Here is a 15,254-nt window from a genome sequence, read left to right as displayed (position 1 = left end):
CTCACGCTAAGTTACTCGCCAAGCGTTTTAATCTCATTGATGGAATAGACTTTATTTACTTTATCCCAAGGGATAGGCTCTAGCTCAACACCTGCATCCTTAGCGCGTTGTTGGATATTTCTAAGATAAGAAGATTCTTTATATGTATCGGCTTTAAACCCATTGCTATCACGATCAGGAGTTTGGTCAGGAGCTAACTCCGTAAGATAAATAGTCTCTCCGCAATCACTCAACCATACCTTCGCTCGCCCATTGGGCAGTAAACCAAAGACAAATCGGGTACGATAACAAGATTCAAAGACAGCTCCATCGCTTCGAGTGTAACTGACCTCTGTCGCACTCAACTGTTTTACGTTGTCAGGAATATCATATTTAGTAACATAAAACTTATTATCAAATAAAGAAACCCAATGTACGTAGAGCGTATCAGGAAGATGATTAGTACCAATACCAATTTGGTTTCTGCTTGTAATACCTAATGCATGTGGAAGCCCAAATCCGTCATACTCTGGAAATCTATTACGTATATATTCAATATCGCTATCACTCATACGGGGGATAATATTATGAATTAATACAGTCCAGTTTTCTTTTTCATTAACACCATAGATTTGGGTAATTTTTACTGGGTAAAATGAAGGCATTGTTACACCAACTCGCCAAGTCCATGGCTGCTCGGTTTGATACGCAGCATTAGTAGAACATGAGTTAAGTAAAAGCACTGACAATAACAAGGCTATTTTTTGCCTTGCGCTTACCAGTAACTCACCTTTATTAATCAAGCGTTTTAATCTCATATCTCGAGTAGACTTTATTCACTTTATCCCAAGGGATAGGCTCTAGCTCAACACCTGCATCTTTTGCTCGTTTTTGGATAGTTTTCAAATCTGGTGATAGCTTGTATGTCTCATCTTTAAAGCCATTGCTATCACGATCAAGAGTTTGAGCTGGTGCTAGCTCGGTCAAATAAATAGTCTCACCACAGCCATCTAGCCAAACTTTAGCTTGCCCATTAGGCAGAAGTCCAAAAATAAACTCTGCTCGATAACATGAATCGACAGTAGCTCCATCTCGTCTAGTATAAGTCATTTTCGTAGCCGCTAACTGTTTCACATTATTAGGGATCTCATACTTAGTGACATAAAATTTGGTATCAAATAGAGACACCCAATACAGATAAAGCGTATCGGGCAAGCGCGTTGTGCCAGTACCAATTTGTACCCCCATAGTAGTGTTAAGCAAAGACAAACCAAAACCATCGTAGTCAGTAAATCTTTCTTGTATTCTCTTCAATTCGCTATTGCGCATGGTATGCATATAGCCATGTAGAAGCACTGTCCAATCCTCTTTATTATTCACTCCGTAGGCTTGAGTAACATCAATTGGATAAAAAGAAGGCATTGTTACGCTGATACTCCAAGCCCAAGGCTGCTCTGTTTTATATGCAGCATTAGTAGAACATGAGTTAAGTAAAAGCACTGACAATAACAAGAGCACTTTTTGCCTTGCGCTTACCAGTAACTCACCTTTATTAATCAAGCGTTTTAATCTCATATCTCGAGTAGACTTTATTCACTTTATCCCAAGGGATCGGCTCTAGCTCAACACCTGCATCTTTTGCTCGTTTTTGGATATTTCTAATATAAGAAGATTCTTTATATGTATCGGCTTTAAACCCATTGCTATCACGATCAGGGGTTTGGTCAGGAGCTAACTCCGTAAGATAAATAGTCTCACTACAGCCACTCAACCACACCTTAGCTTGCCCATTAGGCAGAAGACCAAAAATAAACTCTGCGCGATAACATGGATCAACAATAAATCCATTCCATTTAGTATAAGTTGTTTTCGTAGCTACTAACTGTTTTACGTTGTCAGGAATCTCATACTTAGTGACATAAAATTTGGTATCAAACAATGAAACCCAGTACACATAAAGTGTATCAGGTAGCTGGGTGGAACCTACACCAATTTGGCTTCTGCTTGTAATACCTAAGGCATGTGGCAGCCCAAAACCATCATAATCAGGAAATATCTGACGGATATACTCAATATCGCTATCACTCATACGGGGGATAATATTATGAATTAATACAGTCCAGTTTTCTTTTTCATTAACACCGTAGATTTGGGTAATTTTTACTGGGTAAAACGAAGGCATTGTTACACCAACTCGCCACGTCCATGGCTGCTCGGTTTGATATGCAGCATTAGTAGAACATGAGTTAAGTAAAAGCACTGACAATAACAAGAACACTTTTTTCATTTTATTTTCCTTGTTCGCATGGATAGCTGGCTCTTTTATAGCAACCTGCTTTTTCGTCCCACAACGGAGACATTCCAATATCATCACCGGATGAATGGTGGAAGAGATTCAATGCCATGAGATTTGTCTTTAGCTCTGGGATTGAGAGCTTCTGTTGCAACGCTGAATATTGCCCATTTTTAGCTAGCTCTAGTACGCTTTGATTGATCTTGGCAAAGCCGCTGCCATAATCTTCGATGTTGTAGTGACGCATATCTTTATCTTCCCAGATTTCGGAATTTTCGTCGGACATGGGAACGCCATGGAACTCGGCCAAACCGTACATTAAACGTAAGTATAAACGCGAGAGATCCCCTTCCACTTGACGTTGAATATAAAGTTTGCCTATTACTCGCCCCCCATCGTTCTTACCTTCTTGGCGAACGTCCAACGGCTCAATCACGTAATCCTCTTCTTTCCACCCCGTAAGCCGATCTCGTACTTTATATTTTTCTAGCTCATTTAACACATACTGCTTAGTTTTCTCTTCGTCCCAGCGATCGGAAAACGTACGACTCACACGCTTAACAAGCTTCTTCTCTAAAACTGGTAGCAGATACCCTTGATTGTTAAAACTTAACCTAGAGTAATAGCCGCCCCCAATATCTGAGTGAGCGCCTGGCAAAACAAATTCATGAAAATGTTCTTCATCCGTAGAATTGAGATGGTTCAAACTAAAATTATCTCGGCATTCAATGGTCGGATCTGCAGTTAAATGTACGGCATGCCTGACTCGTTTAGGGTCAATCCATAGTCTTACATCACCATTATCCGTGTGTGTATTGAGATCTAGGCCCAAAGGGGAATTTTTAGAAAAAATATTGACTACTGAGGCCACTGTATCAAACAAACCAGCAAAGGTAATTTCGCAATTCGCTTTTATTTCATCGACCTCACCCCAATCAAAAGCGTAAATGAGTGGTAAATCGGCTTTCTGGCAGCCTAATGTAAACGTCTTCGCAAATTCGCCATTTTCACCATCCAATACCATATTGATGAAATGTCGTGCAGCGGCCGCTCCGCGACTAAATCCAAAAACATCAAACTGGAGCTTTTCTATACCATCGACTTTCATTTCAAGAACTTTTTCAAATGTAGATGTAACCTGTTCTATATTTTGAGAAAGTGTTTGAATCCCTGTTGTGACTTTGGCTGTAACACCATATTTGCCAATCCCCAATCCTTGCCCGACAACGATCGACTCATCTGCAGGAGCAATCGCGGTGCTATTTCCCGTACCAATCCCAGTGATATACTCAGCATGGCTAAACATATTTTTTTCTTTAAAAAATTTGTCTTGAGAGTATAAATCGAACAGTTTTTGAACATTGGTTAATTCATTACTTGCACTACCCGCAACCGTTTCCATTTCTCCCTCATCATTTTTAAATAAGGAGAGAATAAAATTGTCTTTTTTCGGATAGGTAAAACAATCATTAGAAAGTGCCGTAATTGGAACTTCTTTTTTTGTTCCATTACCGTTTTTGGAATTAATCTCGCATTCAGCATCGTACTTTGCTTTCCATTTACGATAATAATTTTCTAATTGTTGTTTTCCCCATTGGGCGCTGTAGGTATTGTTAGCGGTACCATCAAAGAACATTCCGACTCGAAGAGTAATAAACTTGTATGCCCTGACTTGAAGAATATAGGTTTTATCTGTAAAGAGTTTTAACGTTCCGGCTTTGCCTTTTTGATGGTTAGTTGGCAATACGATCTCTTTCGGTAATTTGGTCAAATCACCCGTCGTAATTTCTTGATAAACCACCGGGCCACTCTTGTGGGCACTGTAACTGCTAGAAAACTCTTCAACCGGTTTAGCTTTTTCTTCATTTCTTGGGTGACTTTTATCTTGCGCGGCTTTCAACCACTGATCATAACCCAACTCGATTTCAACAGGACCGGGCGCAAGATTTTCAATCAGGATAGGTGAAGCATTAAGTTCAATTGGATGCTTATTTTTCATTGCGTCAATCAAAACACCACTCACACCTTCAAAGGGCTGGTTATGTTCATCCCGCACAATAATTTCAATCCAATGTTTGAGATTCTCACAAGGTTGACAATGTGGATGGGCACCTGTGCTACTCATGCTAATTTCTCCCGAATTTGCATTATTTCCTGAAGTTCTTGTTGATTAAGATGAAGAGCATCACTCATCTGCTCTAGAGTGGTTAATGAGGCTTTCCACAAGTGATTTAAAACTAAGTACTCTGCATTATCGTGCCCCAAATTAGCCTGCTTAGCTTCATCTAAAATGGTTTTAATCCATTGTTGTGGCTCATCAAGCTGTTCCATTACGTAAGGAAGCTTTTCCCAAAAACGTCGTTCTAAAACTTGGGCATGCACTTCAGTTCGATAAAGTGGCATCAAATGATAAGGCTGTATTTTCCACCAAGGGGCAGGTTGATAGATAAACTCGAAACTACGCGTATTTACCCATTCTTGAAATATTCCTTGTTTAAGGATGGCTAATTTCTCTACCGGCCCTAAAAAATCGTTGCGTTCCAGCTCTCGCATCGCATCCAACATAGGCACAATGACCTGCCTATCATAAAAACGAAACAGTACTTCTTCGCCTTCTAATGCGGCAATCAAAAGACTTTGGAGATGGCTTAATAATTCACTTGTAGAACTATGACTGGTTAAGAAAATACCTTGCTGTAACAGCTCATCCGGCAATTCCAACACCTTATCTGAGACAGGAATTAACCAAGGAGACAAACTCATCACAGGAGCAAAGGTCTCGCCGTGAAATAGAATCTGAGTGCCGTCAAACACTAACCCATTATTAGCCGCAATAACTTGTTTAAAGGTTTGCTGATCTAATAACCAAAAGACCGGTGTGGTTTGCTCCACTAACCACTGTTGAATCATGAGTTTGCTCCCGCTAAAGGACACACCTTCACCGCAGGAACATTCGCTTGCTCGGCCTGTAGCAACGCTTGGTAAGAGATGGTTTGCGGTGGAGCCAGTGTCACGGCGGGCTCTAAGCCGCCCGGTAAGGCGGGCATTGCACCGCCAAAGCCGCTACCACTTCCGGCGCTACCGCCAGAGTTGAGATTGACCAAAGCTCCGGACAGATGCACTCCCGCCGGATCGACTTTAACAAAGCTGCCGCCCGCTTTAACGGTAATCTCGGAGCCCGCTTCAATCACGACTTTCTGTCCCGCTTTTACATGGATCTCTGTACCCGCTTCATTGACCCAAACTTTGCCCGCTTTCACATGCAGCGAGCCTTCAATACTCAGCACTTGCTCACCCGTTACTGCTTCTCGACTCTCCCCTTCCACCGTCAGGTGTTGATTGTGCTTAATCTGGGTGAACTGGTCGTTTTCAACGGTTAGGTGTTGGTCGTGACGAATGACCGTGGTGTGGTCGTTTTCAATCAAACCATCGAAGTCTTTCTGCGCATGCAGGTAGATTTGCTCTTTGCCTGCTTGGTCTTCAAAACTGAGCTCGTTAAACCCTTCCCCTTGGTGCGTCTCGGTGCGCAGCACAGTTTTGGTTTTATGCTCAGGCAGGGTATACGGCGGTGTGTTGGTCGCATGATAAGTGCGGCCAGTGATAATCGGTTGGTCTGGGTCACCATTTAAGAAAGAAACAATCACTTCATGACTGATGCGCGGAATGGCGATAAAGCCGTATTGGCTGCCCGCCCAACCTTGTGACACCCGTACCCAACAGGAGCTCTGCTCGTTGCCGTTCGAGTAGCGGTCCCACGGAAAGTGAATTTTCACACGCCCGTGTTCATCACAGAAGATTTCTTCGCCTTCAGGGCCAACAACCGTGGCTATCATTGGACCATCAACTTGCGGTTTGGGTTGTGGCTCGGCACGCCAGTGAAGATGCCCCGGAATTAAGCTGAACTGATTACTGTAGGTAGTGGCACCACTACCGCCCTCTTCTTGTAACGCTTGCGGCTGCTCACCTTGGTGGTTAATGGAGACCACCACCCAATCGCGATTCATCGCGGGGTCAAGGTGCTCTTGCAGGTCAAACTTATAGCCGGCACGCAGCAGCGGCTCGTTGCTCTGCCCTGTTGCAGTGTGGGCATGGCGGCGCAGGTAGTCTAAACGGATTTGGCTAAAGGCGGCGCCGTTCACATCGTCTTTGTAGCGCCCCGGCGCATCAAAATGTTGGTAGCGCGTTTGCTGATAATCCAGCTCCGTGCCCTGCACGGTTTGTAAAAACGAGTACGCCGGCTTTTTGAAGCTGTAATCTTTGAGCTGAACTTCGCTCACTTCTGCTTGGGTGCGATAGGTTAAGCCGTGGATATACGGCGTATCCATCGTGCCGCCCGCTAAAGCGTTGTACGGGATAGGCTCCGGCAGTTTACTTAGGCTGTCACTGGCGTCACTGAAATAGAGGGTATGTTTGCCCGCTTCATGGACAAAGCTGTACACCAAGCCTTCTTCAGCGGCGAGGCGGTGCAGAAAGTCGATATCACATTCACGATACTGAACACAAAACTCACGCTGCACGCAATCACGCTTGAGCGCAAAAGCGTAATCGGTGATGCCCATTTCTTGCAGCAAGATAGAGAGAATTTCAGGGACGGTTTGCTTTTGAAAGATGCGGCTGTTGTGGCGCAAGGATAAGCGCTCTAAGGCAGGGACTAAAGTGAGTTCGTAGAAGGTGTGGTGATGGCCGATATCGCCTTGGCTAAAGGCGCGCACAATGCCGTGCACGCGCTGCACCAACTGTGAATTACGGTAAAGCTTGAGCTCCGCACGCTTATCGACCATCTGCTCAGCAGTCAGATTGGATGCCCGACTCGCCAGTTGCACTTGATAGCGAAACCCGTAACAGGCTTGCCCTAAAAAAACACTGTTAGAGAGTGACTCCTGCCCGTGAAAGCCTCTGACCACCAGAGTCTCATCTTCCAGCCCTTCAACCTCAATGCTGTACGCTAATGTCGCCATCCTGCCTTTCCTTCCCCTACATTAAAAATGGCAAAACCTTAAACCCACAATACCGCGCCAAACGATACTCTGGGTTTAAGGTTCACAGCCGCCCACCCGAAGGTGAGCGACATTCTCGCAGCGTAAATTACGCTTCGATTGGCTTACGCCAGTCATCCGCACCTGAAGTACCCGCGTTAACGTGGTCCCAAGTGATTTTGCGGTAAGACAGAGACACAGTCACATTCTGAGTAAAGTCAGATTTTGCTGGGTCTTGGCAGTGTGGCATTTCACAGTGGATATCGATGATAGACGCGTTTTCCAGCTTAGTGGTGAAGAAGTTTTCCTGTTTGCCTTCGATAGAAGTACGGTACCACTTCAGCTCAACGGTTTTCAGCTTCTCACCAGAAGAGAGCGCGTTGTACAGCAGAGGAACTGCTTTGTTCAGCGCCACAGTGAATTTGAATGGCTTGTGCACACGTTGGCCTGAAGGCTGACCAGATTGTGGGTCAGTCGGTACGGTTACGACGTGGTCAAACTGCTGAACCAGCATCTCATCTTCGTGGCCTTCAACGAATGAATCGCCGATAGAGTCAGCAGTACATGCGCCTGCAGTGATAAGACCCTGAGTTTGGCCTTCGATAGAGATATAACATGGAGTTGGCATGGCTATTTCCTTTCAATAAATCATTTTTAAGTCAATGAATGAGTTAACGCGCTCTGCGCACCGTCGCGATACAAAGAGCAAGTGGGATGCCAACTTTTACACCATTCAAAATCAATAAGTTATAGAAACAACCCCATCAACAAAGCAAAAAGCTGCCCAACGCTGAGCAAGATCTTGCTTGGCGGGCAAAAAACCTCCTGATGAAAAAACGCGCTTCTCATCACTTGGTTATCTGCACCTTGATTGATACACTTCGCTTTCGTTTATCGTCACGGAAGGCTATTTCCATGAATGCGTTCAATAAATTAGTAAAACATTCTAAAAAGATTTCTAACTTTAATCATTTGTCGTCCATCGTAGGTTGGGACCAAGCCGCCGTCATGCCTAGTGGCGGCGCTGAAGCGCGCTCGCAAGCCATGGCAGAGCTTTCTGTGCATATCCATGGCCTGATGACCCAGCCACAATTGGCTGATTGGTTTGCCGAGGCAGAAAGTGAAACGCTCAATATCGAGCAGCAAGCCACCCTGCGTGAAATGAAACGCCAATGGCAACAAGCGACGGTTCTGCCTGAAGCCTTAGTCGAAGCGCAATCCCTAGCTGGCTCCAAATGTGAACACGCTTGGCGTAGCCAACGCAAAAGTAACGATTGGGCAGGTTTTGAGAAAAACTGGGCGGAAGTGGTCAAGCTTTCTCAAGAAGAAGCGCAAATTCGTGCCGAAGCAACTGGGAAAACCCCTTACGATGCGATGCTGGAGCTTTATGAGCCGGGCACAACAACCGAACAGCTCAATCGTGTATTTAGTGATGTGAAAACTTGGCTACCAAGCTTAATTGATGTGGTGATTGAAAAGCAGAGTAGCGAAAGCTTTATCGCACCTAAAGGCCATTATCCTGCTGAAAGCCAAAAAGCGCTGGGGTTGGATGTGATGAAGCTACTTCAGTTTGATTTTAACCACGGCCGACTTGATGAAAGTGTGCACCCCTTCTGTGGCGGCGTACCGAGTGATGTGCGCATTACTACACGCTACAACGAAAGCGAGTTTGTGCAATCGCTGATGGGCATTGTGCATGAAACTGGCCATGCGCGTTACGAGCAAGGTTTACCTAAGCATTTGGCTGGCACTCCGGCTGGCGAAGCGCGTTCGATGGGCATTCATGAATCACAATCTCTGTTCTTTGAGATGCAAGTGGGTCGTAGCCCTGCGTTTATTGCCCATCTCGCTGAACTGGCAGGCAAACATTTTTCGGCGATGAATGATCCGGTCTTCCGAGTGGAAAACATTCAAAAACTTTACACTCGCGTGCAGAAAGATTTTATCCGCGTCGATGCGGATGAGCTCACCTACCCAGCCCATGTGATCCTGCGTTTTGAAATCGAACGGGATTTGATGAACGGCAAGATCAAACACACTGATGTGCCAGAACTTTGGGATCAAAAGATGCAGGCTTATCTGGGTATAAGTACCAAAGATAACTACAAAAATGGGTGTATGCAGGATATTCACTGGACCGATGGCAGCTTTGGTTACTTCCCAAGCTACACCTTAGGTGCCATGTATGCCGCGCAATTTATGACGGCCATGAAGAAAACCGTGGATGTGGATGGCGCGATTCGCAGCAGCGATCTCTCACCGATTTTTGCTTGGTTGTCTGAGAATATTTGGAGCAAGGGCAGCTTATTCAGTACCGATGAATTGGTTAAACAAGCGACGGGGGAAACCCTCAATCCAGAGCATTTTAAAGCTCATTTGAGTCAGCGCTATCTGAAGTAATTTTTCACGAACCCCACGAAATGTGGGGTTCTTTATCTCCTCAAAACCTCACGACTTCACCGTCATTTTTCAGCGTCCAGAGAGCTAGACTTGTTTGGCTCGGCATCAGCCCAGCCATTTATGGCAAGCAATAGGATAAGGTTGCCCAGATGTGGACGGATTCCCTGGTTACCATTTTCAGTTTCACTTTCTGTTTTCATTCCGCCTGTTTACTGCTGATCACATTGTGATGAACAAAAAAGCCGCGTAATCGGCAATGCGTGTGCTTAATCGCGGCTCTGCTTTCAACCTTGCTCTTATCACCATACTTTCGGCACAAACTGCCAGCGCAGTTGGCCGCGCAGCCAGTTATCTTGCTGGATAGTTTGGCGCATACCGCGGTGGTAATCGTTAAAAGTGCCGAGCATCAGCGCGCACTCTTGGCGGCGGCTGTTTTCATGACGGCACAGCTGAGGATTTGTCCATCAAACTGCGCGTAGAGGTTGAAACCATAACGGCCATCAGCGGTGCTTTGTTTTACCGCTTGCGCCGGTTGGTTCGCCAAGAGATCGAGCGCCAAGGGCTCGCTCGCGCGCCATTTTTTATTAAAGTACAGCTCGCTATTTTGCAGCACGCATTGCACCCGCTCGCCATATTTGGCGTTTTCACGCGCCAGCTCCAGCTGCGCTTGCTGCTCTTTTAGCGCTTGCTCGCGTGCTTGCTGCTCGGCCAAGCGGCGCGCTTCACGTTGCCTATCCAACTCGGCTTGTTTTAGCTGCGCGTCATACTGCTGCTCGGGGGTTAATGCCAGCCATTGGGCTTCACTCATGCCCAATGGGTAACTGGCGCACGCACTCAGCAGCAAAGCGTACACCACACTGCTCAAATAGGGTTTGAGTAGGTTTAAGCGAGGTTTCATTACATCTCCCCTATTGCGATGCCATCAACAAAAATGGTGCGGTGTGCAAACGCCAAAAAACCAATTACTGTCCGGCTCGCACCAAACGAACGTGGTGGTTGCTGTACTTATAGCCGTAGAAGACGTAACCACTGTAGATGCTGACGTGCCACGCGTGGTCACTATTGTAGGCATAGGGCGAAGACGACCAATACCAATTGTCTGGCGTGTTGTGAAAAACAGTGATATTGATGGTCGGCCTCTGGTGTTTGTCACCAAGGCAGCCGCCACTGGTATCTGCCACAAACTCACCATTAGGGCGCACTGAGGGTTCTCGACCTGCCGAGCATTGCACCAGTGTATCTAACTCATCGACAGTGGGTACCCGCCAGTCACTGTGGCCTGCATAGCTAAAACTCATTGCGGTTCTGAGTGCATCATTCCAGTTCATCTCCATGGCCACACCGGCACAGGTACTGCCCGTCCACTGCTGCCCAAGGCTGCAACGCATCCAGGTAAGGTTGGTTTTGCTGTCGGTTATGGTGCCATTGCCGTTATCACGATAGCGCCCATCAATATCACTGGCCTGCGCCAATTTAGATAAAAACAGAGCACCGCATAAAAGTAAGTAGATACAGGTTCGTTGGTTAATCATCTGCGATCCTTGTTGTTGATTGGTTGTGATAAAACGCGAATAACATAACCTCCATTGATAATTTTAATCAATGTGTTACGTCATCAAATGGCATGGTTTCTTGCTGACTTCAACAAAGTCTTTGATAGGTTTTCTCTAAAGCTAGGTCTTTGGCAGTTCACACACTTGTTTCAGCAGCTGTTGGTTTTGCCCAGTGGTAAAGCCTTGCTGGGGCAGTGAAAATAGAATAAGCAGCAACAGCTTTTCGACGGCTTTTCGGCAACCGCTCACCAGTGGTAACTTTTCAGCTTCATAATAGGTAGGGCTATGTTAGGCTGAAAAATGTTGAGGTAACACTTGAAATGAAGAACGTCTACTGAGCTCAACCCTGCTCGGCTAAAACAAAGTAGACGTTGGTCGTTACCTAACTTTGACTTGCTTTTATTCCTGAGTCAGCCCGAAGGTGGCTTTCAGTTCGTTAATGTTTCTCGTGACGTGACTCAATATCCTTTCGTAGCTGACGTATTCACTGATATCCCCCTCTTGTTCCGGCTCCAGTAATGAATGAGGCACATAGGGGGAATCAATGTCCAGCTCAAACCCGTGGCGCTGTGCGATCAGTAAACACACCAAGGCATCAACAGCGATAAAGCTGGATATAGTGAAATAGCGATTGCTTTAGATAAAGTGATACTCAGTTATTGATTGGATTAAAGGTAAGCCCCTCAAGTCGCTAGGCAATGACTTATTGTTCCTGCACCGCACGTTTATGTTTGGGCACATAGTTCAAAATCGAGATCGGCACGGGCTTTTTCGGCTCAAAGCCTTCTACCACGCGACGCTCAATTAAATGGCCTAAGCGGCTTTCAATCATGCACAGATTTTTGAAGTTGTCTTTTGAGACAAACGAAATGGCTTCGCCGACCGCCTCTGCGCGCCCTGTTCGACCGATCCGGTGGACATATTCATCGGCTGGGAAAGGCAAATCGTAGTTCACTACGCGCGATAGCTGGTCAATATCAATGCCGCGCGCAGCGACACCTGTCGCAACCAAGTATTTGATTTTTCCTGACTTAAAATCTTCAAGCAGTTGGGCACGAATGGCTTGGCTACGTCCGCTATGAAAGGCTTCTGCCTGAATGCCCCGCTTTTCAAGTTGAGAAACGAGCTTGGCTGCTCCATGTTTGGTTTCAATAAAAATCAATGCCTGATCCCACTGCTGCTCATTGATTAAATGGCTCAACAATGCGGATTTGGTCTCTTTATCAACGGTGATCAGCCATTGGCTAATATTGCTTTTTGAGGCTTGGTTGGCGGCAATACTGATTTCATGCGGATCACGTACTGCGGTTTTCGCTAATTCACGCACTTTACGTGACAGTGTCGCGGAAAAAAGCAGAAACTGAACTTCACTCGGCAGGCAGTCAATGATTTTGTTGATCGACTCAATAAAGCCCAAATCGAGCATGCGGTCAGCTTCGTCGAGTACCACCATTTCTATCTCTTCGAAATAGACGGCGCGTTGTCCGTAGAGATCCATCAAACGCCCCGGTGTCGCCACCAGCACATCCACGCCATCAATCAAGCGCTGCTTCTGCGCTTGTTCATCGACGCCACCAAACACCGCAAGGCTCTTTAAGCCCGTGTCTTTGCCGTATTGCTCTACTTTTTCCGCCACTTGCATCGCAAGCTCGCGGGTTGGCACTAAAATCAAGGCGCGAACACGTTTTTTACGTTGCGTTTGCCCTTGGCGCAGTTTCTCCAAAATAGGCAGGACGAAACTGGCGGTTTTACCCGTGCCCGTTTGCGCAGCGGCAATCAGATCACGTCCCTGCAAAATCACTGGAATCGCTTGGGTTTGAATATGGGTCGGTTTTTGGTAACCAAGTTGCGCTACGGTTTGTACCAGAACGTCACTTAATCCAAGTTGAGAAAAAGACATAAATAGACTCTAAATCGATAATAAACAGGCTGACTGGAAAGATGCAGCCTAAAATGTTGCGCTGATTCTAACATCAAGCGCGTCTCCACAATGCAGTATTTTCTGACTCCTGCTGAAACAACGTTGAGCATCAGCTGCAAAAAGAAAGAGCATGCGGCGAAAACAGACTAAGAGGCGAGCTTGAGCCCTGCGATACCGATAACGATTAAGGCTAAGCTCATCAGTTTAAACAAGCTCACCGCTTCCCCGAATAGCAAGATCCCCATGACTGCGGTACCTACTGCGCCAATTCCCACCCAAATTCCGTAAGCCACGCCAAGAGGCAGAGTGCGCAACGCGATCCCAAGTAACACAAAACTAATGACCAGCGCCGATAAGGTAGCGACAGAAGCCAGCGGTTTGCTAAAACCTTCACTGTATTTGAGGCCAATAGCCCAAGCGATTTCACAAATACCGGCGAGAAAGAGGATTAACCACGCCATATATACACCTCATATATGGGGTCGTCCCCGAAGAAAAGATGGAGCGGTGAGGTCGTCCTCACTTCCTGATGTGCCGCTAAGACTAGCAAAGCTTACGGGGCTTGGCTAGCTTGGCTTGGCTTGGCGCGGCGAAGTTCGGGGTTTAGCTTGCCGCACATGGCGCGCGAGGATACGCATCGCTTCGGCTTGCACCGCAGGCAGTTTCTGCCACTGCCATAAGCGATCCCGTGCTTGCTTGGCACTGGCTTCCAAATCCATCACCGGCTTGAGGTAAGGGCTCTCAAGCGGCACTTGGTACATCTGCGCTTCAAGCGGTGTCATCAGCCAGGGTTCAAAGAGCAGCGGTACAGGCACTTGCGCCAACTCTGGCACCCATTTGTGAATAAACTGCCCTTCACTGTCATGCTCTTGTGCTTGCTTGGTCGGATTATAAATTCGGATAGTATTGGTGCCCGTGACCCCAGCTTGCATTTGAAACTGCGGGTAATGAATGCCCGGTTCAAAATCGAGGAACAGTTGCGCCAAATAAGTCACGCCCGCTCGCCAATCGACATTCATATGATGAGTTAACACGCTCACCAACATCGCGCGCATGCGAAAATTGAGGTATCCGGTTTGAATTAAGCAGCGCATACAGGCATCCACCAGTGGAATGCCGGTGTGTCCGGTTTGCCAAGCCGCTAACTGCGCGACGGGGACATCGCTTGATTGCTGCAAGAGTGAATCATAAGCGCGGTTGACGCAGCGAAACTCCATCTCACATTCTGATTCAAATTTTTGGATAAAGTGACAGTGCCAATGCAGACGCGATGACAGCGCAATCAGGCTGCGGCGAAACCCCGCTACCGACCAGTGTTTGAGCAAGGTTTGGTACATCTCCCGCAGTGAGATATTCCCCCACGCAAGATAAGGTGACATCCGCGAGCACGCGTGGCGCGCTAAGCTCGGACTTGAGATGGAGCGATAATACTCTCGCCCTCGACGCGCGAAAAAATCCTCCAGCGTCGCCCACGCCATATCACTGCCGCCAGTTTGCATGCCCGCTTGTTTATTCTGCCATGTGGCAGGGATATCGCTGCGCAAAGCAAGCGCTGCGGCATCCAGCTTCAACCAATTGGCGCGTGTTAAATCAGGATCGCAACAAGGGGAGCGCATTACTTGCTGCCAATGTTCATCCCAATTTTTACGGGTTTGCGCCCCGCGGATCACCGCGGCATAAGGGAGTTGATGCCAGACGATGTCGTGTTGCTGGCACCACTGCGCCAGCGCAAGATCGCGCTGAAAAGTGCAGGCTAAACCGACTTCTTGATGAGAATAAATCGCCTCAATGGCGTAGCGCTCAGCAATACGTACAAAGCAGGTTTGCCAATCGGATGTGACGATCAACACCTCCCCTTTGCTCTGCGCCAAATCACGATTGATGGCTTGCAATGATTGCCACACAAAGCGCCAGTGTCGTTCGCTGTAATGCGCATCGCCAAGCAGCATTGGCTCAAACAGATAGAGTAGTAACGTCGGTCGCCCCGAAGTTAACGCCGCTTGTAATGGCGCGTGATCGGTCAGCCTTAGGTCGCGTTTGAGCCATACCAGATTGATCTTTTCCATACTCTTTCCTTGTTTTCTCTGCCGCTTGTACGCGACAGGAGAGGAAAAGATCGCTCCCGTGTTCTA

Annotated in this window: 14 protein-coding genes; 1 reads left to right on the top strand and 13 read right to left on the bottom strand. The window is 46.8% G+C overall.

Features of this window, described 5'->3' with window-relative positions; all coding sequences use genetic code 11:
• Positions 1 to 11: 11 nt before the first annotated feature.
• From R4537_RS11655 to hcp-2, 7 genes are all read right to left on the bottom strand, one after another.
• Complete coding sequence (locus R4537_RS11655) at positions 12 to 797, bottom strand: DUF2931 family protein (protein ID WP_071177913.1); 786 nt, start codon at positions 795 to 797, stop codon at positions 12 to 14.
• A complete protein-coding gene (locus R4537_RS11650) occupies positions 775 to 1,554 on the bottom strand; it encodes a DUF2931 family protein (protein WP_071177912.1) in 780 nt (259 codons plus the stop codon). Before R4537_RS11650 ends, R4537_RS11655 begins: the two co-directional genes overlap by 23 nt.
• Complete coding sequence (locus tag R4537_RS11645; protein ID WP_071177911.1) at positions 1,532 to 2,266, bottom strand: DUF2931 family protein; 735 nt, start codon at positions 2,264 to 2,266, stop codon at positions 1,532 to 1,534. The genes R4537_RS11650 and R4537_RS11645 overlap by 23 nt, the downstream gene beginning before the upstream one ends.
• Before the next feature lies 1 nt (position 2,267).
• Positions 2,268 to 4,397 (bottom strand): phospholipase effector Tle1 domain-containing protein, encoded by a 2,130-nt coding sequence (locus R4537_RS11640; RefSeq protein ID WP_071177910.1) that lies wholly within the window; start codon positions 4,395 to 4,397, stop codon positions 2,268 to 2,270.
• Positions 4,394 to 5,182, bottom strand: a complete 789-nt coding sequence (locus tag R4537_RS11635; protein WP_071177909.1) for a DUF4123 domain-containing protein — start codon at positions 5,180 to 5,182, stop codon at positions 4,394 to 4,396. Before R4537_RS11635 ends, R4537_RS11640 begins: the two co-directional genes overlap by 4 nt.
• The gene (locus R4537_RS11630; RefSeq protein ID WP_338953150.1) at positions 5,179 to 7,230 is read right to left on the bottom strand and encodes a type VI secretion system Vgr family protein; all 2,052 of its coding nucleotides are present in this window, start codon (positions 7,228 to 7,230) and stop codon (positions 5,179 to 5,181) included. The genes R4537_RS11635 and R4537_RS11630 overlap by 4 nt, the downstream gene beginning before the upstream one ends.
• 127 nt (positions 7,231 to 7,357) lie before the next feature.
• Positions 7,358 to 7,876 carry a type VI secretion system effector Hcp-2 gene (gene hcp-2, locus R4537_RS11625; protein WP_001142933.1) on the bottom strand — a complete coding sequence of 173 codons (519 nt, stop codon included), beginning with the start codon at positions 7,874 to 7,876 and terminating at the stop codon, positions 7,358 to 7,360.
• A 287-nt stretch (positions 7,877 to 8,163) separates the two neighbouring features.
• Between hcp-2 and R4537_RS11620 the strand changes: the two genes are divergently transcribed.
• The gene (locus tag R4537_RS11620) at positions 8,164 to 9,648 is read left to right on the top strand and encodes a carboxypeptidase M32 (protein ID WP_071179587.1); all 1,485 of its coding nucleotides are present in this window, start codon (positions 8,164 to 8,166) and stop codon (positions 9,646 to 9,648) included.
• Between the two features lie 406 nt (positions 9,649 to 10,054).
• On the opposite strand, the gene R4537_RS11615 is transcribed toward R4537_RS11620, so the two are convergent.
• The 6 genes from R4537_RS11615 to R4537_RS11590 form a co-directional block, all read right to left on the bottom strand.
• Positions 10,055 to 10,546 carry a hypothetical protein gene (locus R4537_RS11615; RefSeq protein WP_000804510.1) on the bottom strand — a complete coding sequence of 164 codons (492 nt, stop codon included), beginning with the start codon at positions 10,544 to 10,546 and terminating at the stop codon, positions 10,055 to 10,057.
• 64 nt (positions 10,547 to 10,610) lie between these two features.
• Positions 10,611 to 11,180 carry an Lcl C-terminal domain-containing protein gene (locus tag R4537_RS11610; RefSeq protein WP_042989572.1) on the bottom strand — a complete coding sequence of 190 codons (570 nt, stop codon included), beginning with the start codon at positions 11,178 to 11,180 and terminating at the stop codon, positions 10,611 to 10,613.
• Positions 11,181 to 11,600: 420 nt separating this feature from the next.
• Positions 11,601 to 11,789: a hypothetical protein gene (locus R4537_RS11605; protein WP_002155130.1), complete on the bottom strand. Its 189-nt coding sequence runs from the start codon at positions 11,787 to 11,789 to the stop codon at positions 11,601 to 11,603.
• A gap of 115 nt (positions 11,790 to 11,904) precedes the next feature.
• Positions 11,905 to 13,101 (bottom strand): DEAD/DEAH box helicase, encoded by a 1,197-nt coding sequence (locus tag R4537_RS11600; RefSeq protein WP_071179579.1) that lies wholly within the window; start codon positions 13,099 to 13,101, stop codon positions 11,905 to 11,907.
• A 167-nt stretch (positions 13,102 to 13,268) separates the two neighbouring features.
• The gene (locus R4537_RS11595; protein ID WP_000312391.1) at positions 13,269 to 13,583 is read right to left on the bottom strand and encodes a DMT family transporter; all 315 of its coding nucleotides are present in this window, start codon (positions 13,581 to 13,583) and stop codon (positions 13,269 to 13,271) included.
• A 105-nt stretch (positions 13,584 to 13,688) separates the two neighbouring features.
• Positions 13,689 to 15,188, bottom strand: a complete 1,500-nt coding sequence (locus tag R4537_RS11590; protein ID WP_071179578.1) for a cryptochrome/deoxyribodipyrimidine photo-lyase family protein — start codon at positions 15,186 to 15,188, stop codon at positions 13,689 to 13,691.
• Positions 15,189 to 15,254: the final 66 nt, after the last annotated feature.

Origin of the sequence: Vibrio paracholerae, assembly GCF_037672085.1 — a bacterium.
In the GTDB taxonomy this organism is placed as follows: Bacteria; Pseudomonadota; Gammaproteobacteria; order Enterobacterales; family Vibrionaceae; genus Vibrio; species Vibrio cholerae.
Note: the sequence above shows the minus strand (reverse complement) of the source record. Positions and strands in the feature narration are given on the sequence as shown.